The organism is Mycobacterium sp., from assembly GCF_002863225.1.
GTDB lineage: Bacteria > Actinomycetota > Actinomycetes > Mycobacteriales > Mycobacteriaceae > Mycobacterium.
The window spans coordinates 47,289-69,065 of record NZ_PKEK01000050.1 but is presented as its reverse complement, the minus strand read 5'-3'; the positions used below and the strand labels follow the sequence as shown (position 1 = coordinate 69,065).

21 protein-coding genes are annotated in these 21,777 nt (G+C 66.7%); 7 read left to right on the top strand and 14 right to left on the bottom strand.

All coding sequences use genetic code 11. From position 1 onward, the window contains the following. Positions 1-54: 54 nt before the first annotated feature. The 7 genes from CYU59_RS16440 (at position 55) to CYU59_RS16410 (ending at position 5,912) form a co-directional block, all read left to right on the top strand. The gene (locus tag CYU59_RS16440) at positions 55-996 is read left to right on the top strand and encodes a DUF4129 domain-containing protein (RefSeq protein WP_292991854.1); all 942 of its coding nucleotides are present in this window, start codon (positions 55-57) and stop codon (positions 994-996) included. Beyond that, positions 993-1,475: a hypothetical protein gene (locus CYU59_RS16435; RefSeq protein WP_292991543.1), complete on the top strand. Its 483-nt coding sequence runs from the start codon at positions 993-995 to the stop codon at positions 1,473-1,475. The genes CYU59_RS16440 and CYU59_RS16435 overlap by 4 nt, the downstream gene beginning before the upstream one ends. Positions 1,476-1,494: 19 nt before the next feature. Then, a complete protein-coding gene (locus tag CYU59_RS16430) occupies positions 1,495-2,460 on the top strand; it encodes a MoxR family ATPase (protein ID WP_292991541.1) in 966 nt (321 codons plus the stop codon). Positions 2,461-2,473: 13 nt separating this feature from the next. Next, positions 2,474-3,718 carry a DUF58 domain-containing protein gene (locus tag CYU59_RS16425; RefSeq protein ID WP_292991539.1) on the top strand — a complete coding sequence of 415 codons (1,245 nt, stop codon included), beginning with the start codon at positions 2,474-2,476 and terminating at the stop codon, positions 3,716-3,718. Between the two features lie 20 nt (positions 3,719-3,738). After that, positions 3,739-4,179 carry a hypothetical protein gene (locus tag CYU59_RS16420; RefSeq protein ID WP_292991537.1) on the top strand — a complete coding sequence of 147 codons (441 nt, stop codon included), beginning with the start codon at positions 3,739-3,741 and terminating at the stop codon, positions 4,177-4,179. A gap of 43 nt (positions 4,180-4,222) precedes the next feature. Next, the gene (locus CYU59_RS16415) at positions 4,223-4,474 is read left to right on the top strand and encodes a three-helix bundle dimerization domain-containing protein (protein WP_292991536.1); all 252 of its coding nucleotides are present in this window, start codon (positions 4,223-4,225) and stop codon (positions 4,472-4,474) included. 127 nt (positions 4,475-4,601) lie between these two features. After that, complete coding sequence (locus CYU59_RS16410; protein WP_292991535.1) at positions 4,602-5,912, top strand: FAD-dependent monooxygenase; 1,311 nt, start codon at positions 4,602-4,604, stop codon at positions 5,910-5,912. On the opposite strand, the gene CYU59_RS16405 is transcribed toward CYU59_RS16410, so the two are convergent. From CYU59_RS16405 to CYU59_RS16340, 14 genes are all read right to left on the bottom strand, one after another. Next, positions 5,885-6,682: an enoyl-CoA hydratase gene (locus tag CYU59_RS16405; RefSeq protein ID WP_292991534.1), complete on the bottom strand. Its 798-nt coding sequence runs from the start codon at positions 6,680-6,682 to the stop codon at positions 5,885-5,887. The genes CYU59_RS16410 and CYU59_RS16405 overlap by 28 nt on opposite strands. Next, a complete protein-coding gene (gene nuoN, locus CYU59_RS16400; protein WP_292991533.1) occupies positions 6,679-8,292 on the bottom strand; it encodes an NADH-quinone oxidoreductase subunit NuoN in 1,614 nt (537 codons plus the stop codon). Before nuoN ends, CYU59_RS16405 begins: the two co-directional genes overlap by 4 nt. After that, positions 8,289-9,866 carry an NADH-quinone oxidoreductase subunit M gene (locus CYU59_RS16395; RefSeq protein WP_292991532.1) on the bottom strand — a complete coding sequence of 526 codons (1,578 nt, stop codon included), beginning with the start codon at positions 9,864-9,866 and terminating at the stop codon, positions 8,289-8,291. Before CYU59_RS16395 ends, nuoN begins: the two co-directional genes overlap by 4 nt. Before the next feature lie 54 nt (positions 9,867-9,920). Beyond that, a complete protein-coding gene (nuoL, locus tag CYU59_RS16390) occupies positions 9,921-11,804 on the bottom strand; it encodes an NADH-quinone oxidoreductase subunit L (RefSeq protein WP_292991530.1) in 1,884 nt (627 codons plus the stop codon). A gap of 4 nt (positions 11,805-11,808) precedes the next feature. After that, entirely contained in the window at positions 11,809-12,108 is a 300-nt protein-coding gene (nuoK, locus tag CYU59_RS16385) for an NADH-quinone oxidoreductase subunit NuoK (protein ID WP_292991528.1), read from the bottom strand. Beyond that, positions 12,105-12,899, bottom strand: coding sequence for an NADH-quinone oxidoreductase subunit J (locus tag CYU59_RS16380; RefSeq protein ID WP_292991526.1), 795 nt, complete (start codon positions 12,897-12,899; stop codon positions 12,105-12,107). Before CYU59_RS16380 ends, nuoK begins: the two co-directional genes overlap by 4 nt. Continuing rightward, complete coding sequence (gene nuoI, locus CYU59_RS16375) at positions 12,896-13,441, bottom strand: NADH-quinone oxidoreductase subunit NuoI (RefSeq protein WP_292991524.1); 546 nt, start codon at positions 13,439-13,441, stop codon at positions 12,896-12,898. The genes CYU59_RS16380 and nuoI overlap by 4 nt, the downstream gene beginning before the upstream one ends. Continuing rightward, positions 13,434-14,684, bottom strand: a complete 1,251-nt coding sequence (gene nuoH / locus CYU59_RS16370; protein WP_292991522.1) for an NADH-quinone oxidoreductase subunit NuoH — start codon at positions 14,682-14,684, stop codon at positions 13,434-13,436. Before nuoH ends, nuoI begins: the two co-directional genes overlap by 8 nt. After that, complete coding sequence (locus CYU59_RS16365; RefSeq protein WP_292991520.1) at positions 14,681-17,083, bottom strand: NADH-quinone oxidoreductase subunit G; 2,403 nt, start codon at positions 17,081-17,083, stop codon at positions 14,681-14,683. The genes nuoH and CYU59_RS16365 overlap by 4 nt, the downstream gene beginning before the upstream one ends. Continuing rightward, a complete protein-coding gene (gene nuoF / locus CYU59_RS16360) occupies positions 17,080-18,402 on the bottom strand; it encodes an NADH-quinone oxidoreductase subunit NuoF (RefSeq protein ID WP_292991518.1) in 1,323 nt (440 codons plus the stop codon). Before nuoF ends, CYU59_RS16365 begins: the two co-directional genes overlap by 4 nt. Next, positions 18,402-19,193 (bottom strand): NADH-quinone oxidoreductase subunit NuoE, encoded by a 792-nt coding sequence (nuoE, locus tag CYU59_RS16355; protein WP_292991516.1) that lies wholly within the window; start codon positions 19,191-19,193, stop codon positions 18,402-18,404. The genes nuoF and nuoE overlap by 1 nt, the downstream gene beginning before the upstream one ends. Next, positions 19,190-20,485, bottom strand: a complete 1,296-nt coding sequence (gene nuoD, locus CYU59_RS16350) for an NADH dehydrogenase (quinone) subunit D (RefSeq protein ID WP_292991514.1) — start codon at positions 20,483-20,485, stop codon at positions 19,190-19,192. The genes nuoE and nuoD overlap by 4 nt, the downstream gene beginning before the upstream one ends. Beyond that, on the bottom strand, positions 20,485-21,120 hold the full coding sequence (locus CYU59_RS16345) for an NADH-quinone oxidoreductase subunit C (protein ID WP_292991852.1): 636 nt from the start codon (positions 21,118-21,120) through the stop codon (positions 20,485-20,487). Before CYU59_RS16345 ends, nuoD begins: the two co-directional genes overlap by 1 nt. 101 nt (positions 21,121-21,221) lie before the next feature. Beyond that, a complete protein-coding gene (locus CYU59_RS16340) occupies positions 21,222-21,776 on the bottom strand; it encodes an NADH-quinone oxidoreductase subunit B (protein WP_292991512.1) in 555 nt (184 codons plus the stop codon). Position 21,777 lies beyond the last annotated feature (1 nt).

Genomic DNA, 21,777 nt, shown 5'->3' with positions numbered 1-21,777 from the left:
GATCGCTGGCCGTCCATCTCTTTTCCGTGCCACGATGGGCACTTGTCGAGTGGTATGCCGATCTTCGATAAGGCGACTGGCCGCGTGGTCGCCGTGATCGTGCTGTTGATCGCCGTCGCCGCGTCGCTGCGCGGCTACCTCCCCGGCGGTCAGCGCGTCGATCGAGAGCCGCCCCACAGTGGCGCATCGCTGGTCTACGTCGCCGCCCTGCTCGGTGTGTCGCTGGCCATTGTCGCCGCCTCGCTGATTGCTCGACTACGCGATCCGCGCCAGGCGGCGAGCAGCGCCAGCCCGACGCCCAAACGATTTGCCGACGCCAGCGGTCGACCGGCCTGGCGTGTGATGCTGATCGGCGCAGCGGTGCTCCTGGTGTGGCTGGTCTTGCTGTGGTTGCTGTCGCGCTACCTGGGCCCGCACGACATCGAACAGCCGCATTCACCTCCGCCGTCATCCGCCACTGTTCCGCCGCCGGGCGACCCTGCGCCACGGCCGGAATCCGGAGACGGTGGGACGGACCGTGACGTGCTGCATTACCTGATCGGCGGCACGGTGGCGCTGGTGGTGATGCTCGTCGCGAGCGCCGTTGTGGCCCGGTGGCGCCGGGCCCCCGAACCGCGCAGCGCTGCGACTCAGGCTTCCGGCGAACCGGCCCCCGTCACCGCGGCGGCCAGCTCACTGGCGCGGGCGGCCGAGAGCGGCTTGGCCGAGGTCGAAGATCCCAATCACGAACCACGCCAGGCGATCATCGCGTGCTACGCGGCGATGGAACGTGAGCTCGGACGTTTCCCCGGAGCGGCACCGCGGGATTTCGACACTCCGACAGAGGTTTTGGCTCGCGCCGTCGAGTATGGTGCGTTGCACGTCGACAACGCGACCGAACTGGTCACCTTGTTCGAAGAGGCGCGGTTCAGCCCGCATGTGATGACCGAGACGCATCGCGGCCGCGCGGCGGACGTCTTGCAGCTGGTGCTTGCCGAGATGCGGAGCTCGGTGTGAAAAGACTGATTGCGCTGGGCGTTTCGATCGTGGTGTGTGCGGAGATGACCGCGCTGTCGCTCGATGACCGTCGCTGGGTGCTGTGGCTGGCGGGTGCCGCGGCGCTTTTCGCGTTGATCAACGTCCGGCAGGTCCTTGGCCGCAATATCCCGCCGCCGCCGCCGGAGATCCCGAACGCCCTCGAGGAGACGTTACGCAGCTGGCTGTCCCGGACCGAGACGCTGATCCACCGCTCGGAATCGACGCGGGCCGACTGGGACCGGCATCTGCGCCCGATGCTGGCGCGACGATTCGGGATGGCGGCCAGGCAGAAGCAGGCCAAGGATCCGGTGGCCTTCGATGCCACCGGGCGAACACTTTTCGGCCCCGAGCTGTGGGCGTGGGTGGACCCCAACAACGTCTCTCGTACGGGGGCGAGCGAGCCCGGGCCGGGCCGGGCGACGCTGGAAGAAATCCTGGAGCGGCTTGAGCAGGTATGACAGGGGGTAGATATCGGACATGACTTCGGAGACCGCGGAATCGACGACGGCCCGCGCCGCCGCGGTGCTCGATGAGATCGAGCAGGTGGTGGTGGGAAAGCGCGCGGCGCTCACGCTGATTCTCACCACGGTGCTCGCGCGCGGGCATGTGCTGATCGAGGACCTGCCGGGCCTCGGCAAGACGCTGATCGCCCGGTCTTTCGCCGCGGCGCTCGGGCTCGATTTCACCCGCGTGCAGTTCACTCCCGACCTGTTGCCGGCAGATCTGCTCGGCTCGACGGTCTACGACATGCAGTCGGGCCGTTTCGATTTCCGTGCCGGCCCGATCTTCACCAATCTGCTGCTGGCAGACGAGATCAATCGCACGCCGCCCAAGACTCAGGCGGCGCTGCTCGAGGCGATGGCCGAGCGTCAGGTCAGCATCGACGGTGTCACACACCCGCTGCCGCAACCCTTCATCGTGTTGGCCACCGACAACCCGATCGAGTACGAGGGCACCTACCCGTTGCCGGAGGCGCAGTTGGACCGCTTCGCCGTGCGACTGGAGCTGCGCTATCTCTCCGAACGCGACGAGGTGTCGATGCTGCGGCGTCGCCTCGATCGCGGGTCGGCCGAGCCGACGGTCAATCAGGTTGTCGATCAACACGATCTGCTGGCGATGCGCGAGGCCGTCGAACAGGTGAGCGTGCATGAGGACGTGCTCAACTACGTCGTCTCGCTTGCCGCCGCGACCCGCCATCACCCCCAGGTGGCGGTCGGTGCGAGCCCCCGGGCGGAACTCGATCTGGTGCAACTGGCGCGGGCCCGCGCCCTGTTGCTCGGCCGCGACTACGTGATCCCCGAAGACATCAAAGCGCTCGCACCACCGGCGGTCGCGCACCGGATCACGTTGCGGCCGGAGATGTGGGTCCGGAAAATTCAAGGGTCGGACATCATCGCGGAACTCTTACGGCGATTGCCGGTGCCTCGAACGCACGGCGGCTGAGCAGTAGGTCGGTGTGGTCGAGGTCCGCGATTTCGAGCTTCGTTGGCGCGCATCGTCATTGACGCGGGCGATCGCCACCTCCGCAGCGATTGCGCTGGCGGTCGGTTTGATCGGATCGTGCTGGCAGCTCGTCGCCTTCGCCGCGCCCTTTCTCGGTGTGCTGTGCTCGGTGAGCTGGCAACGACCCCTGCCGAGAATCAGCGTTCACGCCGAACCGGGTTCGCAGCGCTGCTTCGAAGCCGAGGAGATGCAGCTGACGCTCTGGGTCAGCACTGAAACATCGGGTACTGCAACACAACTGATTGCCTCGTCGGTGCAGGGCCTGACACTGCAGGCGACTCGTGGGCAGCGGCAGACGGTGGTCATCAGTGCGCAACGGTGGGGGCGCTATCCCGTGCGCGCCTCGGTCGAGGTTGTCGCGCACGGCGGACTACTCGCCGGGTCGGGCACGGTCGATGCGGCCGAGGTCATTGTGTTTCCGATGACGCCGCCCCAGCCGACCGCACTGCCGCCGACGGAGCTGCTGGACCGGCTGGGCACGCACCTGACCCGGCACCTCGGCCGCGGCGTCGAGTATGCCGACATCCGCACCTACGTGCCGGGCGATCAGTTACGCACGATCAACTGGCCGGTCAGCGCCCGGCGCGGGCGACTACACGTGACCCAGCGGCTGACCGATCGATCAGCGGACGTGGTGGTGTTGATCGACGGCTACCCGCAGCCCGCCGGGCCCGCGACCGTTGCCACCGAGCGGATCGTCCGCGGCGCCGCGCAAGTCGTGCAGACCGCGCTGCGCAACGGCGACCGGGCCGGGATAGTCGCGCTCGGCGGGCGCCGGCCCCGGTGGCTCGGTGCCGACATCGGACAGCGGCAGTTCTATCGCGTGCTTGACGCCGTGCTGAACGCGGGAGACGAATTCGAAAGCACCACAGGTACATTGGCGCCTCGGGCGGCTATACCCTCGGGGGCGATCGTCGTCGGCTTCTCGACGTTGCTCGACACCGAGTTCGCGTTGGCGCTGATCGACCTGCGGCGTCGCGGTCACGTCGTTGTCGCGGTCGACGTGTTGCAAGGTGTGCCGTTCCGCGCCGTCCAGGATCCGCTGGTGGCCCGGATCTGGGCTCTGCAACGGTCGGCGATGTACCGCGACATGGGCACCGTCGGCGTCGACGTGGTGCCCTGGTTGCCGGACCGGACCCTCGATCAGTCCATGCAAGCGGTGCCCGATCGCCGTCGGCGGATGGCGGCGCGTCGGTGACGAGGCGCGGATCGGTTGTCATGGCGCACCTGTTGTCCACTGGGTGTGGCCTTTTGATGGTGGCCGCCGTCGGTGTCGGCGCGCACGGAACCGCGCGTTCGCTTGCGGTGGTCGCCGCGCTCGCGGTGGCCGGCGCGACCATGGTCCGGCCGCTCGCCACGCTCGCTGTTCTGCTGACCGCGGCGATCATCGCGGTCACCGGCCCCACCGCCGTTGTCGCCGCGCTGGCGGGTCTGTCGGCGGTGGTCTATCTGGTCCTGCGACACAGCGCGAGCAGCGGCGTGGGTCTCGATTCGGTGAGCCCGACGACGCTGATATCGGCGCTGGGCTTCACGCTTGTCGGCTTGGCCGCGACTGCTTTTCCGCTGCGGGTGCCGTGGTTGCCGCTGCTGGCGCCGCTCGCCGTGTTCGCGATCTACCTGTTCGCCACCCGGCCGTTTCTGCGGGACGAGGACGGCTAGCTTCCATCTTGACCCGCATTGAGTTGCGGACAACAATGTCGGGATGCCTCAGGAAGAGCGGGCGCTGATCAGTGACGTCGAGCGTCGTCTCGCCGAGAAATACGCCGCACTTCCCACAGCTCATGTGGCCGCTGTCGTGCGGCACGCGTACTCACAGTTTCAGGGCAGCCGGGTTCGGGGTTTCATTCCGTTGCTGGTACAGCGGCGCGCCGACGAGGAGCTCGAGGAGTTGAGTGTCCTGCGACCCGACCTGGCAGCTGTGGCGCTCGACGACATGACCGCAGCGGGCGTCTGAGTTTCGGACTCACATCGTCGTTGCCGGCGATCATGATTCGCGGCTCGGCTTTCTTGTTTCGGCCTAATTTGTGAACCATCTCGGTACGGTGATGCGGCGGACGGGCTATCGACGAGGGGGCGATTCGATGGGCAAGCTGGGAGAGCGGGCTGTCGTCTGTGGTGCGGGAATGGGCGGGCTTCTCGCTGCCCGCGTGCTCAGCGACTTCTACGACACAGTGACGGTGGTCGAACGGGACAAGCTGCCCGACACGGCCGACCAGCGACGCGGCGTTCCGCAGGGCCGTCATTTTCACGTGCTCTGGAGCCGTGGTGCGCACGAGCTGGCGGAGCTGTTCCCCGGCATTCACGAAGAGTTGATCGCCGCCGGGGCCGCGGTCTGCGACGACGGTGACCTGTCCCGGGTGTCGATTCGGGTAGCCGGTCACGAGCTGAGCCGCGAGGGCAAATTCAGCGACCCGTCGGCGGTCACGTTGCACCTGCTGAGCCGTCCGCTGCTGGAGTCGCACATCAGGCAGCGGGTCAGCGCGATCGCGAACGTCGAAATTCTCGACGGCCACGACGTCGTCGAGCCGGTCGCGCCCACTCCGCAGCGAGTCACCGGCGCCAAGATCGTCGACCGCGAGACCCAGGTGGAGCGGACGCTGGATGCCGACGTGGTGGTCGACGCGATGGGCCGCGGTGCCCGCACGCCGGCGTTCCTGGACGGTCTGGGCTACGGGCGACCGGTAGAGGAGCGCTCGACGACCACCGCGAACTACACCAGTCTGCTGATGCGCATCCCGGACGGGATCATCAAAGAGCGGATGACATTTGTCGTCCCGGAGCCGAAAAAGGCCACCGGGGGCGCTTTTTCGGTCTACGAGCACGACACCTGGATCTTCACGCTGACTCGGGTCGCCGACAACGAACCACCCGACAGCCTCACCGGGATGATCCGGATGGCCACGCAGTTCGCACCACCCGCGCTACTGCGGGCCCTGAAACGCGGCGAGCCGATCAGCGAGATATCGATGTTCCGTTACCCCGGTGCGACGTGGCGGCGCTATGACCAGATGGACCGGTTCCCGGCGGGCTTCCTGGTGTTCGGCGACGCGATCTGCAGCACCAACCCCATCTACGGCCAGGGCATGACGGTGGCCGCACTGGAGGCGACCGCGCTGAAGGCTTGTCTCGACGACGGGATCGACGACGTCGCGCTGCGCTTCTTCGCCGCGGCTGCCGATCAGATCGGGCCGATGTGGGCGTCCAACCAGTTCAACGACCTCTACATGGACGACGGAGACCCGGACCATTCGGCGCCCACGGAGCTGCTGGAGTTCCGCGAAGCGGTGTTGTCGGCGGCCGAGACCAGCCCGGCGCTGAGCGAAAAGCTCTATCGCTCAATGAATCTCGTTGACCCGCCAACCGACTACAGCCCGCTGCTGGCATCCGGCTGAGGCTGGATCTGGCGACGATTGCGCTCGCTGATCTCGGCGTAGCGATCCTCGAGGCCATCTCGGTCGAGGGTTTGCGCACCGGCGATGGCCTGCTCGGCGGCCAGCGCGGGCTGGACGATCGGCGCCGCGCCGGTCACGTAGATCTCCTTGAGGCCGGCCATGATCGGTGCCGGCACCTCGGCGATCTGAGCGGCCAGTTCGACCGCCCTGCCCAGTAGCTGCCCGTGCGGCACCACCTCGGTGACCAGGCCGATTTCCGCGGCCCGCCCCGCGTCGATCACTTCACCGGTCATCGACAGCCGCCGTGCCATCGCCGCCCCGACCACCTGGGGGAGCCGCGCCGTCATCCCGCCGCCGGGCAGGATCCCGACGCGCGCGTGGGTGTCGGCAAACACCGCACGGTCCGAAGCAATGAGAAAGTCACAGCCCAAAGCCATTTCGAGGCCGCCGGTGAAGACGGCTCCATTGATCGCGCCGACGATCGGCGTGCGCATGTCGCCGGTTTGACGGATACAGCTCTGGTTCTGAAACTGCTCGAAGTACACGGAGCCGAGTCGCTGGGCCTCCTTGAGGTCGACGCCCGCGCAGAACGCCGGGTCGGCACCGGTGAGGACAACAGCCCTCACCGTTGGGTCGTCGTCGGCGTCGCGGAGCGCGGCGTAGAGCGTACCGATCAGGTCGGGGCTCAACGCATTTCGCTTCGCGGGCCGGTTCATGGTCAACACCCGGACCGGGCCGGTGTCGTCGCGGAGAACCAGCGGTGAGGTCACGTCAGGAACTGAGCGGCCTGCCGGGCGAGGTCGAGCAGCGGCTGCGGGAAGATGCCCAACCCGATGGTGATCGCCGCGCAGATCGCGATGGCCGCTTTGCTCCAGAAGCTGGGCATGACGACGTGGACCGGCTCGGCGTGCGGTTCGGTGAAGAACATCAGCACGATCACGCGAACGTAGAAATACGCCGCGACCGCGCTGCCGATGACACCGACGATCACCAGCGGCACCGCTCCGCCCTTGGCCGCAGCGGAGAACACCGCGAACTTGCTGATGAAGCCACTGGTCAGCGGGATGCCGGCAAAAGCCAGCAGGAACATCGAAAACAGCAGACCGACAACGGGGTACCGCTGACCCAGCCCGGCCCAGTGCGCGGTGGTGGCGTCTTCTTCGCCGTGCGCGTTGCGAATCAGGCTGACGACCGCGAAGGCGCCCACCGTGCTGAAGCTGTAGGCGATCAGGTAGAACATCGTCGCCGCGAGACCGACCGGGTTGTCGGCGATCACACCGGTGAGCAGGAATCCGACGTGCGCGATCGACGAATACGCCAGCATCCGTTTCACATCGGTCTGCGTCACTGCGGTGACCGTGCCGACAGCGATCGTCAGGATCGCGATGGCCCACAGCACCGGCCGCCACTGGTCATGCAGCGGCGGCAGCGCGACATAGACGACGCGCAGAAGAGCGCCGAACGCCGCGACTTTGGTGGCGGCGGCCATGAACCCGGTGATCGGAGTCGGGGCACCTTGATAGACGTCGGGGATCCACGAGTGGAACGGAACCGCGCCGACCTTGAACAACAACCCGACCGACAACAGCGCGACACCGGTCAGCGCCAGCGAGCGGTTGTGGTCGACGGCCAACGCTTTTGCGATGCCGGTCAGGGAGAGCGTATCGGTGGCGCCGTAGAGCAGTGCTACGCCGTAGAGGAAGAATGCCGACGAAAAGGCGCCCAGCAGAAAGTATTTGACCGCCGCTTCCTGAGACAGCAACCGGCGGTGCCGGGCCAGTCCGCACAGCAAATACAGCGGCAGCGACAGCACCTCGAGCGCCACGAACATCGTCAGCAGGTCGTTGGCGGCCGGGAAGACCAGCATGCCGCCGACGGCAAGCATGGTCAGCGGGAACACCTCGGTCTGGCTCGCGCCGACCCGCAGTGCCTCGTGCTCGGCGGCGCTGTCCGGCACCGCCGAAGCCTGCGGGGTAAAGGAGTCCAGTCCGGCCGGCACGTCGGCGGTGGCCGTCGCGGCGCCCGGCCCGGCGGCCGCGTTGTCGCCCTGGTAGCGCTCGGCGAAAAAGAAGATCGCCAGCACAGCGACCAGCAGGACGGCGCCCTGCAGAAGCAACGTCGGCCCGTCGATTGCCAGCGCGTGCTGCACCGCGAATCGACCAGGTGGGTCGAGTTGACGAGCGACGACGATCACCGCGGCGATCGCCGCGATCAGACCTCCGAGTGTCAGCAGTACCTGGGCGCCGTAGCGGGCCCGTCGCGGCACGAACGCCTCGATCAGAACACCGGCCACGGCAACGCCGAAGACAATGAAAATCGGTGACAGCAGTCCGTATTCGACGCTGGGCGTCGGCATCGGTGCTGTGGCGAGAAGCGTCATCGGTGCGGTCCTTCCGCCATTCCGGGTATGCGCGCCGTGCCCGGTCGCACGATCGGCGCGGGGTCATGCGCACCGATGGTCGCCATGGTGTTGCCCACCGCCGGATTGATGATGTTGAGCACGGGCTTGGGGTAGATGCCCAGGACCAGCAGCAGCAGAATCAAGGGAGCGACGACCAGGATTTCGCGCGGCACCAGGTCGCGGATCCGTTCGTTGCCCTGGGTGACGGGGCCGGTCATCACCCGCTGGTACAGCCAGAGGATGTAGATCGACGAGAGCACCAGCGCGACCACTCCGACCGCCGCCGCCAGCCAGTAGCGGTTGTAAGCGCCCAGCAGCACCAGGAATTCACTGACGAACGGCGCCAGCCCGGGCAGCGACACTGTGGCCAACCCGGCGACCAGGAATGTGCCCGCCAGCACCGGCGCGACCTTCTGGACGCCGCCATAGGCCGCAATCGATCGGGTACCGCGTCGCGAGATCAAGAAGCCCGCTATCAGGAACACCGCGGCGGTGGAGATGCCGTGGTTGAGCATGTACAGCGTCGCACCGCTCTGGCCCTGACTCGTCATGACGAAGATGCCGAGGATGATGAAGCCGAAGTGCGAGATCGACGTGTAGGCGATCAGTCGCATGATGTCGGTCTGGCCGATCGCCACGATCGCGCCGTAGATGACGCCGATCACCGCCAGGGCGACGATGACGGGCCGGAAATACGTTGATGCGTCGGGGAACAACTGCAGGCAGTAGCGCAGCATTCCGAACGTGCCGACTTTGTCCATCACGGCGGTGATCAGAACCGCGGTCGCCGGCGTCGACTCCACTGCGGCGTCGGGCAGCCAGCGGTGGAAGGGCCACAACGGCGCCTTGATCGCGAAGGCGAACATGAAACCCAGGAACAACGCTTTGAGCACGCCTGACGACGCGTTCAGCGAACCGGTGGTGACAGCGGCGACGATCTGGCGGAAATCGAAAGTGCCCGAACCGTGTTCAGCCGTCACCACGTACAGGCCGATCACGGCGGCCAACATGATCAAACCGCCGAACAGGTTGTAGAGCAGGAATTTGACCGCGGCACGTGACCGGTGGGCGCCGCCGCCGAAACCACCGATGAGGAAGTACATCGGGATGAGCATGGCTTCGAAGAACACGTAGAACAGCAGCACGTCGAGCGAGACGACCGAGATCAGCACCATCGATTCGATGGTCAGCGTCAACGCCACATAAGCCTGGGTGCCGCGGGGCTTTTCGCCGCCGTCGTTCCAGCCCGCCACCAGAAGGAACGGCACCAGGATGGTGGTCACCAGCACCAGCATCAGCGCGATACCGTCGACACCGATCGTGTAGCCGGCGCCGAAAGCCGGTATCCACGGGTGCGATTCGGTGAACTGGTAGGTCGGCCCGCCGGCCCGGAAGGCCAGCGCGAGTGCAATCGACAACGCCAGCACCGCGACCGAGACGCCCACGCCGAGCCACTTCGCGAGCTGCCGCGCGCCGGCCGGAAGCAGGATGATCACCACGGCGCCGACGAGCGGCAACAGCCACAGAATCGAAAGCCACGGACCACTAGTCATGCGTGCCGCTCCTCTTCATCGCCACGCTCTGTCCCGTCGACGGCGCGAAGGCGGTCACCACAGTTGCGCCGCCAAGATCCCGGCGGCGACGAGCGCCGCTCCGGCCAACATCGACAATGCGTAGTTACGGGCGAAACCGGTCTGGAAGCCGCGCAGCCACTCCGATGTACGACCCACCAGGTTGGCCAGCCCGTTGACCGAGCCGTCCACACCCTGGTCGTCGAAATCGACCAGGGCATGGGTTAACTGCGCCCCCGGTCGCATGAACGCTCCTTCGTTGAAGGCATCGCCGTAGAGGTCGCGGCGGGCGGCCACGGTCAACACCGACACATCGGCCGGTGCGGTCTCGGGTATCGGCTTGCCGAGGTAGCGCCAGAGCGCGACGAGGAAGCCGACCGCGACGATGCCGACGGCCACGGCGCTGACCACCCAACTGGGCGCGACGGGTGTGCTCTCCTCGAACGTGGTCACCGGCTCCAGCCAGTGCTGCAGCGTGCCGCCCCAGCCCAGCAGTCCACCGGAGAACACCGACCCGACCGCCAGCAGGATCATCGGCCAGGCCATCAGGGCAGGCGCCTCGTGTGGATGCGCGTCCTCGGCCCAACGCTTTTGGCCGAAGAAGGTCAGCAGCATCACCCGGGTCATGTAGAACGCGGTGATACCGGCGCCCAGCAGCGCGGTGCCGCCGAGAATCCAGCCGCCGGCCCCGCCCGCGCCCAGGGCAGCCTCGATGATGGCGTCTTTGGAGAAGAAGCCGGCGAACGGCGGTACGCCGATGATGGCCAGGTAGCCCAGGCCGAAAGTGGCGAAGGTGACCGGAAGAGCGCTGCGCAGGCCGCCGTAGTGGCGCATGTCCTGTTCTTCATGCATCGCGTGGATGATCGAGCCGGAGCCGAGGAACAGGCCGGCTTTGAAGAAGCCGTGCGTGAGCAGATGCAGGATCGCGAACGCGTAGCCGGCCGGACCCAGGCCGGCGGCCAGCACCATGTAACCGATCTGGCTCATCGTGGACGCGGCCAGCGCCCGCTTGATGTCGTCCTTGGCGCAACCGATGATCGCCCCGAACATCAGCGTGACGGCGCCGACAATGATCACGCCGAGCCGGGCGTCGGGGGACAGGCTGTAGAGCGGGTTGGAGCGGACGATCAGGTAGACACCGGCGGTCACCATGGTGGCGGCGTGGATCAGCGCTGACACCGGGGTGGGGCCTTCCATCGCGTCCCCGAGCCAGGCCTGCAGCGGAACCTGGGCGGACTTGGCGCAGGCCCCCGACAGCAGCAACAGACCTATCCACGTCAGCGCGCTGGGGCTGGCACCCGCCGCCTGGCCGAAGACGCCGGAGTAGGACAACGTGCCGAAGTTGGCGAAGATGACGAAGATCGCCAATGCCAGCCCGGCGTCGCCGACCCGGTTCATCACGAACGCCTTTTTGGCCGCGGTGGCCGCGGTCGGCTTGTGGTACCAGAATCCGATCAGCAGGTAGGACGCCAGACCCACGCCTTCCCAACCGGCGTAGAGCCCCACGAAGTTATCGGCCACCACCAGCAGCAGCATCGCCGCCAGGAACAAGTTCAGGTACGCGAAAAACCTGCGGCGGTCCGGGTCTTCGGCCATGTAGGCGACCGAGTAGATGTGGATCAGTGACCCGACCCCGGTGATCAGCAGAACGAAACAGATTGACAGCTGGTCGATTTGAAGGCCGAAATCGACCTGCAGGCCGTTGACCGGGATCCAGGTGAACAGATTCTGGACGATGGTGCGGGCGTCGCCGTGACGGCCGAGCATGTCGGTGAGCAATGACAGCCCGACTCCGAATGAAGCCAGCGCCGTCAGGCAGCCCAGCCAGTGTCCCCATGTGTCGGTGCGCCTGCCGCCGAGCAGCAGGATTGCGGCGCCGGCCGCGGGCAGCGCGACGAGCAGCCAGGTCAAATGTGTCATCCCCTCAGCCCTTGAGCAGGTTGGCGTCGTCGACCGAAGCCGACTTACGGGCGCGGAAAATGGTCATGATGATCGCGAGCCCCACCACCACCTCGCAGGCGGCGACGACCATCGTGAAGAACGCGATCATCTGGCCATCGAGGTGACCGCGCAGCCGGGCGAAGGTGACGAAGGCGAGGTTCACCGCGTTGAGCATCAACTCGACACACATGAACATGACGATCGCGTTGCGCCGCAGCAGGACACCGGCAGCGCCGATGGTGAACAGCAGCGCGGAGAGGTACAGGTAGTTCTGCGGGTTCACGACGCACCCCCTCTCGTGATCGCGGGAGAACCGTTGGCGCCGTTGGGCGCCGGCAGGTCACGGTCCTTGACCGGGCGCAGTTCCAGAACGGCGGGCACCGACAGCCGGGACGGTGACCCGTCGGGCAGCCGCGCGGGGGTGTCGACGGCGTTGTGCCGGGCGAAGACACCGGGCCCGGGCAGCGGGGTGGGGTAGCCGCCGTGAAAACGCTCGATGGACATCTCGCGCTGCGTCTTTCGCCGCTCGAACCGTTCGCGGTGCGCCAGGATCATCGCGCCGATGGCGGCGGTGATCAGCAGGGCGCTGGTCAGCTCGAACGCCCACAGGTATTGGGTGAAGATCAGCGCGGCCAGACCCTGGACGTTGCCGCCGGCGTTTGCCTCGGTCAACCCGGCGAAGCCGTTCGTGGCGACGTTGCCGATGCCGGCGATCAGCACGATGCCGAATGCCAGCCCGGCGGCCACCGCCGCAATCCGTTGCCCACGAAGGGTTTCCACCAGTGATTCGGCGGAGTCCACACCGATCAGCATCAGCACGAACAGGAACAGCATCATCACCGCGCCGGTGTACACGACGATCTGCACGACGCCGAGGAACAACGCGTCCTCGATCATGTAGAACACCGCCAGCGAAAGCATCGTCAGCGCCAGTGACATCGCGCAGTACACCGCGTTGGCGGCCATCACCACGCCCAGCGCGCCGACCAGCGCCAGCGTTCCGAGGATCCAGAACGTCACGGCTTCGCCGGTGGACGTGCGGGCGATCACGTCCGCGGCCAGCAGGGAGGTCACTTCGAAATATCCGAAATCGGAAGCTGGCGCAGACCGTTGGCGGTGATGTTGCCGCGGTAGTAGTCGGCGTCGGTGGATCCCTCGGCCCGTGGGTGCGGTGCCGGGTTCATGCCCTCGAGCAGCGGAGCGAGCAGGTTCTGCTTCTCGTAGATCAGGTCGGCGCGGTTGTCGTCGGCCATCTCGTAGTGATTGGTCATCGTCAGCGCCCGGGTGGGGCAGGCCTCGACGCACAGCCCGCATCCGATGCAGCGCAGGTAGTTGATCTGGTAGACGCGGCCATAACGCTCACCGGGGGAGAACCGGGCCTCGTCGGTGTTGTCGGCGCCTTCGACGTAGATCGCATCGGCGGGGCACGACCAGGCGCACAACTCGCAGCCGATGCACTTCTCCAGACCGTCGGCGTAGCGGTTGAGCTGATGGCGCCCGTGGTAGCGCGGCTTCACCGGGCCGGGGTTCTCCGGGTAGCTCTCGGTGATCGGGCGCTTGAACATGGCGCCGAACGTGACACCGAATCCGGCCAGGGAACTGAGGAACTTAGCCATGGGCGGCCTCCTTCGTTGGAGCCAGCGGCTTGCCGGGCAGTGCCGGCGTGGGGAAGGCGGGCGGCAGGGACACTGCGGCGGCCGCCTCGGACTCGGTGCGACGCCGCTTCTTGCGCAGCTGTCTGTTGCTGAACGGTCTCTGCAGCAGATACAGCAGTACGGCGGTGACCGCGATGCTGGCGCCGACCAGCACCGCCGTCCAGTGTGCGTAACCCTGGTCGCGCAGCGTGCGGATTCCGGCGGCGATCAGCGCCCAGACCAGCGAGACCGGGATCAGGATCTTCCATCCGAGCGCCATGAACTGGTCGTAGCGCAGTCGCGGGAGAACGCCGCGCAACCAGATGTAGAGGAACAGGAACACCCACACCTTCGCGGTGAACCACAGCACCGGCCAGAAGCCGCTGTTGGCGCCGGCCCACATGTTCAGCGGCCACGGCGCATGCCAGCCACCCATGAACAGCGTCGCGGCCAGGGCCGACACGGTCGTCATGTTGATGTATTCGGCCAGGAAGAACATCGCGAAGCTCAGTGACGAGTACTCGGTGTGGAACCCGGCGACCAGTTCGCCTTCGGCCTCGGGCAGGTCGAACGGCGCCCGGTTGGTCTCGCCGACCATCGACACCAGGTAGGTGCAGAAACTCGGCAGCAGCAGGAAGACGTACCAGACCCGGTTCTGCGCCGACACGATCTGCGAGGTGGACATCGTTCCGGCGTAGAGGAACACCGTCGCGAACGACAGCCCCATCGCGACCTCGTAGGAGATCACCTGCGCGGTGGAACGCACGCCGCCCAGCAGCGGGTAGGTCGAGCCCGATGACCATCCGGCGAGCACGATGCCGTACACCCCGATCGACGACAGCGCCAGGATGAACAGCACCGCCACCGGCAGGTCGGTCACCTGCAACGGCGTCTTGTGGCCGAACACCGATACCTGAGGCCCGAACGGGATGAACGCAAAGGCGGTGATGGCGGGAATCGTCGAAATGGCCGGAGCGAGAATGAAGATGGGCTTCTCGACGCCGAACGGGATGAGTGGCTCTTTGAGCGCCAGCTTGATGCCGTCGGCCAGGCTCTGCAGGTAGCCGCGCGGCCCGACCCGGTTGGGCCCCCAACGCATCTGCATCCGGCCCAGGATCTTGCGTTCGGCCAGGATCGCGATCAGCACGGTCAGGACCAGGAACACGAAGACCAGAAGGGATTTGGCCAGGATCAGCCACCAGGTGTCTTGCCCGAAACCGGTCATTGTTCGCTCGCTCCAATGTTCACCACTGCGCCGGGGGTGACGCCCAGTTGCCGGTGCACCGCCGAGCCCGGCGAGTTCAGCGGCAGCCATGCCACGTGGTCAGGCATCTCGGTGATCGTCAGCGGCAGGGTGATCGAGCCGCGGGCGGTGCTGACCGTGACGTGGTCGCCGTCAGCGGCACCGAGACCGTCGGCCGTCGCCGCCGACAACCGGACCACCGGCGTGCGCGCGGTACCGGCCAGATGTGGCTCGCCGTCCTGGAGCTGCCCGTTGTCCAGCATCAGTCGCCAGCCGGCCAGGATTGCTTCTCCGGCACCGGGTTTTGGCGCGGTGGCCGCGGCGACCGTCGGGGCCGGGGCGGGCGCGCCGTCCCAGGTGCCCAGCCGGTTGAGATCGGCCAGACCGGCTGCCACAGTGGGGAATCCGAGGTCGATGCCCACTTCGTCGGCCAGGGTGTCCAGCACCCGGCAATCCGGTGTCGCGGCCGGCGGCAGCGCCCCGGCGAAGCTGCGCTGACGGCCCTCCCAGTTCACGTAGGTGCCGGCCTTCTCCGCGGCCGGGGCGATCGGGAAGACCACGTCGGCGCGCTCGGTGACCGCGCTGTGCCGCAGTTCCAGGCTCACGATGAAACCAGCGGCGTCGAGTGCGGCGAGGACCGCTTCGGGGTCGGCGAAATCGTTCGGGTCGATGCCGCCGACCAGTAGCGCGCCCAGGCTGCCGTCCTTGGCGGCGGCCAGGATGCCTTCCGCATCGCGTCCTTCGGTGGCCGGCACGTCGGGGATGTTCCAGCCCGCGGCGACCTGCGCGCGAGCGGTTTCGTCGCTGAGCGGACGGCCGCCGGGCAGCAGGCCCGGCAGCGCGCCGGCCTCGATCGCACCGCGGTCACCGGCGCGGCGCGGCACCCACGCCAGTTGGGCGCCGGTGCTGTCGGCCAGCCGTGCCGCAGCAGACAGCGCGCCGGGCGAACTCGCCAGCCGCTCGCCGGCCAGGATCACCGCACCCGGCTTGGCCAATAGTCCTGCGAGTTCACTGTCGGCCAGCTCGTCCAGCGCGGCGGCCTCACCGCCCGGGGCGGTCTCGATCAACGTGCCGCGCATCTTCTGTAAACCGTTGCTGGCCCACGGTGCAATCGCGTGCACCGGCAGACCGTGCTTACGCGCGGCCTTACGCAGCCGCAGGAACACGATCGGCGACTCTTCTTCGGGCTCGAAGCCGACCAGCAGCACCACCGGCGCCGACTCCAGGTCGGAATAGCTGGTGGTGAGCGGCTTTCCGGCGACGCGAGCGGTCAGGAACTCGGTCTCCTCGCTGGAAAGAGGGCGGGCGCGGAAGTCGATGTCGTTGGTGCCCAACACAATTCGGGCGAACTTCGAGTAGGCGTAAGCGTCCTCGACGGTCAGCCGCCCGCCGGGTAGCACACCGGCCCCGCCGGCGGCCGTGGTGAGTCCCTGGACCGCCACGGCAACGGCATGCGGCCACGAGGCGGGCTCCAACTCACCGTCTTCGCCGCGGACCAGGGGAGTGGTGATCCGGTCGCCCTGAGTGGCGTACTTGAACGCCCAGCGACCCTTGTCGCAGTTCCACTCTTCGTTGACCTCGGGATCGTCACCGGCCAGCCGGCGCAGCACCTTGCCGCGACGGTGATCGGTGCGCTCTGCGCAACCGCCCGCGCAGTGCTCGCACACGCTGGGGCTCGAGACCAGGTCGAACGGCCGGGCCCGGAACCGGTAGGCGGTTCCGGTCAGCGCGCCCACCGGGCAGATCTGCACGGTGTTGCCGGAGAAGTACGACTCGAACGGCTCGTTGGCATAGATGCCCACCTGCTGCAGTGCGCCGCGCTCCTGCATGTCGATGAACGGGTCGCCGGCGATCTGCTCGGAGAACCGCGTGCAGCGGGCACACAGGATGCAGCGCTCGCGGTCCAGCAGCACCTGCGACGAGATGTTGATCGGCTTGGTGAACGTGCGCTTGACGTCTTCGAACCGGGAGTCGGCGCGGCCGTTGGACATTGCCTGGTTCTGCAGCGGGCACTCGCCGCCCTTGTCGCACATCGGGCAGTCCAGCGGGTGGTTGATCAGCAGCAGCTCCATCACGCCGTGCTGCGCCTTGTCGGCCACCTCGGAGCTGTACTGCGTGCGCACCACCATGTCGTCGGCGACCGGGATGGTGCACGACGCCATGGGTTTACGCTGACCCTCGATCTCGACGATGCACTGGCGGCACGCGCCGACCGGGTCGAGCAGCGGGTGATCGCAGAACCGCGGGATTTGCACGCCGATCAGCTCGGCGGCCCGAATCACCAATGTTCCCTTGGGAACACTGACTTCGGTGCCATCGATGGTCAGCGTCACCAGCTCGGGCTCGGTGACCTTTTCGCCGGTGTCAGCGGTTTGCGTCATGAGGCTCCATTCGAGGCGAGCATGGACAGCTTGGGATCGAACGGACAACTGCCGCCGTCGATGTGGGCGACATACTCGTCGCGAAAGAACTTGAGCGACGACGCGACCGGGCTGGCCGCTCCATCACCCAAGGCGCAGAACGACTTTCCGAGAATCGCGTCGGCGATGTCGGTGAGCTTGTCGAGGTCTGCCGCCGTGCCCTGACCGCCTTCCAGGCGGTGGTAGATCTGACTCAGCCAGAACGTGCCCTCGCGGCACGGTGTGCACTTGCCGCACGACTCGTGTTTGTAGAAGTCGATCCAGCGACCGACCGCTCGGACCACGCAGGTGGTCTCGTCGAAGATCTCCAGCGCTTTGGTGCCCAGCATCGACCCGGCCGCTCCCACGCCTTCGTAGTCCAGCGGCACGTCGAGATGCTCGTCGGTCAGCAGCGGCGTCGACGACCCGCCTGGAGTCCAGAACTTCAGCTGGTGACCGGCTCGCACGCCGCCGGCGTAGTCGAGCAGTTCGCGCAGCGTGATGCCCAGCGGCGCCTCGTACTGGCCCGGCTTGGTCACGTGGCCCGACAGCGAATACAGCGTGTAGCCGGGCGATTTCTCGCTGCCCATCGAACGGAACCAGTCGACCCCGTTGAGCACGATCGACGGGACGCTGGCGATGGTCTCGACGTTGTTGATCACCGTCGGGCAGCCATACAGGCCCGCGACCGCGGGGAACGGCGGCCGCAACCGCGGCTGACCGCGACGGCCTTCCAGCGAGTCCAGCAGTGCGGTTTCCTCGCCGCAGATGTAGGCACCGGCGCCGGCGTGCACCACCAGCTCCAGGTCGTACCCCGACCCGCCGATGTCGCGGCCGAGGTAGCCGTTCGCGTAGGCCTCCGCGACGGCGTTCTGCAGTCGCCGCAGCACCGGCAGTACTTCACCGCGGACGTAGATGAACGCATGGCTGGCCCGGATCGCGTACGACGCGATGATCACACCCTCGACCAAGACGTGCGGAGTGGCCAGCATCAGCGGAATGTCTTTGCACGTACCGGGTTCCGACTCGTCGGCGTTGACCACCAGGTAGTGCGGCTTGGCCGCGGCGCCGCTGTCGCCCTGCGGAATGAACGACCACTTGGTGCCGGTCGAGAAACCCGCGCCACCGCGACCACGCAGCCCGGAATCCTTGACCGTTGCAATCACCGCGTCGGGATCCAGCTTCAAGGCCTTGTCCAGCGCCTTATAACCGTCGTTGCGGCGGTAGGTCTCCAGCGTCCACGACTCGGGGTCGTCCCAGTAGCGGCTCAGCACCGGAGCCAACGGTGTCGGTGAAGCCATTACTTGCCCTCCCCGGCAGGTGGTGCGGTTTGCTTCTTTTCCTGTGCCACGTGCAACCCGGCCAGCGTCGCCGCACCGGCGCCGCCCTGCCCTTCGTCCGGCCGCTGGTCTGGGAAACCGGCCAGGATTCGCTCGGTTTGCTTGAATTTGCAGAGGTTTCCGCGAGTCGGAGCCGGCGGATTGCCGGACCGGAGACCATCGACGAGCGTGCGTGCCGAGTCGACGGTCTGGTTGTCGTAGAACTCCCAGTTGACCATCACCACGGGCGCGAAATCGCATGCGGCGTTGCACTCGATGTGCTCCAGGGTGACCGAACCGTCGTCGGTGGTCTCGCCGTTGCCCAGGCCGAGGTGGTCTTTGAGCGAGTCGAAGATCGCGTCGCCACCCATCACCGCGCACAACGTGTTGGTGCACACCCCGACCAGGTAGTCACCGGTGGGTCCGCGGCGGTACATGGTGTAAAAGCTTGCGACAGCGGCAACTTCGGCACCGGTCAGTCCGAGCTGCGCGCCGCAGAACTCGACACCGGCCGGCGTGATGTAGCCGTCCTGCGCCTGCACCAGGTGCAGCAGCGGCAGCAGCGCGGAGCGCGGACTCGGGTAGCGGCCGATGATCTCCTTGGCGTCGACCTCGAGCTGGGCCTGCACGTCGGCGGGGTAGGACTGCGGTGCGCCGTCGGTGACGAACTGGCCGGGCTCCTCCGGGGGCGGCCCGAGCCGCAGAAACACCCGCTCGCCGTTGTCGGTGCCGGGCTCGCTGTTGCTCGAGCCGGCTTGGGGAGCTGCGGTCATCGGTCTACTCCGCCCATCACGGGGTCGATACTGGCCACCGCGGTGATGACGTCGGCGACCATGCCGCCTTCGCACATCGCGGCGACGGCCTGGAGGTTGGTGAACGAGGGGTCGCGGTAATGCACCCGGTACGGGCGGGTGCCGCCGTCGCTGACCATGTGCACCCCCAACTCGCCGCGCGGCGATTCGACGGCGACATAGACCTGACCGGCGGGAACGCGGATGCCCTCGGTGACCAGTTTGAAGTGGTGGATCAACGCCTCCATCGAGCCGCTCATGATCTTCTCGATGTGCTCCGGCGAGTTACCCAGGCCGTCCGGTCCGACTTTCAGGTCGGCGGGCCAGGCGATCTTGCGATCCTCGATCATTGTCGGGCCGGGCTTCAACTTGTCCAGGCACTGCTCGACGATCTTGACCGACTCCGACATCTCCTTGACGCGAATGATGTAGCGCCCGTAGGAGTCACACCCGTCATCGGTGATCACGTCGAATTCGTAGTTCTCGTATCCGCAGTACGGCTCGGATTTACGAAGGTCGTGCGGCAACCCGGTGGACCGCAGGCACGGTCCGGTCACGCCGAGGGCCATGCAGCCCGTCAGGTCCAGGTAGCCGACGTCCTTGGTGCGGGCCTTCCAGATGGCGCTCTCGTTGAGCAGGTCGCCCATCTCGCGCAGCGCGAGCTTCAAATCCTTGAGGGCAGCCGCAATTTCGTCTTTCGCATTGGGTGGCAGATCCTGCGATACGCCGCCCGGCCGGATGTAGGCGCTGTTCATCCGCAGCCCGGTGATCGACTCGAACAGCGTGAGGATGATCTCGCGGCCCTTGAAGCCGGTGAACATCGGCGTCATCGCGCCCAACTCCATGCCGCCGGTCGCCAGCGCGACCAGGTGCGAGGAGATCCGGTTGAGCTCCATCATCATCACCCGGATGACGTTGACCCGTTCGGGAATCTCGTCGGTGATACCGAGCAGTTTCTCCACGCCCAGACAGAACGCCGTCTCGTTGAAAAACGGCGACAGGTAATCCATTCGGGTCACGAACGTCACGCCCTGCGTCCAATACCGGTACTCGAGGTTCTTCTCGATCCCGGTGTGCAGGTAGCCGATTCCGCAGCGGGCGTCGGTGACGGTCTCGCCCTCGATCTCCAGAATCAGGCGCAGCACGCCGTGGGTGGACGGGTGTTGCGGGCCCATGTTGACGACGATTCGCTCGCCGGGCTCGCCCTTTTGCCGGGCGGCCTCGACGATTTTGTCCCAGTCCTGCCCGCCGAGAGTTACCAGGGTCTCGCTCATCAGTTGTACGACCTCCGCTGGTCGGGCGGGGGAATCTGGGCGCCCTTGTACTCCACTGGGACTCCGCCGAGCGGGTAATCCTTGCGCTGGGGATGTCCCTGCCAGTCATCGGGCATCTCGATGCGGGTCAACGACGGATGGCCGTCGAAGATGATGCCGAAGAAGTCATAGGTCTCGCGCTCGTGCCAGTCGTTGGTCGGATAGATGCCGAACAACGACGGGATGTGTGGATCGCCGTCTGGCGCAGCCACTTCCAGCCGGACCCGCCGGTTGTGGGTGATCGATTTCAACGGGTACACGGCGTGCAGCTCGCGGTCCGTCTCGTCCGGGTAGTGCACGCCGTTCACACCCAGGCACAGCTCGAACCGCAGCTGCGGGTCGTCGCGCAGCCGGCGGGCGACCTGCAGCAGCAATTCACGCCGCACGTGCAGCGTGAGCTCGTTGCGATAGACCACGACTTTCTCGATGGCGTCCGCGAATTCGACGTTGTCGTCGGATTGCAGCGCCTCGGCCAGCCGGTCGACCAGCTCGTCGAAATAGAAGCCGTACGGGCGGGGACTTCCTTCGTCGATCGTGACCTGACGGACCAATCGTCCGTAGCCCGAGGTGTCACCGCTGCCGCGCACGCCGAACATGCCGCGGCGCACGCTGATCCGCTCGGCGTCAGACGACTCGGTGCCGACCGGGGCGCCACCGACCTCGCTGGTCGCGCGTTTGGGGTCGTGTTCTGGAGAGCTCATCGCAACAGCCCGAGGTGCTCGATCGTCGGCCGGGCGGAAAGCGCCGCTTGTTCGGCCTCGGCGATTGCCTGCTCGCGGTTGACGCCGAGCGGCATCTGCTGAATCTTCTCGTGCAGCTTGAGGATTGCGTAGAGCAGCATCTCCGGGCGGGGCGGGCAGCCGGGCAGGTAGATGTCGACCGGCACGACGTGGTCGACGCCCTGAACGATCGCGTAGTTGTTGAACATTCCGCCCGACGATGCGCAAACACCCATCGCCAGCACCCATTTGGGCTCAGCCATCTGGTCGTAGATCTGACGCAGCACCGGCGCCATCTTCTGACTGACGCGACCGGCGACGATCATCAGGTCGGCCTGTCGGGGCGTCGCCGAAAAGCGTTCCATGCCAAAGCGTGCGATGTCGAACCGCGGGCCGGCGGTCGCCATCATCTCGATCGCGCAGCAGGCCAGTCCGAAGGTGGCCGGCCACAACGAGCTTTTGCGGAAGTATCCGGCCAGCTGTTCGACGGTGGTCAGCAGGAACCCGCTCGGGAGTTTCTCTTCAATGCCCACG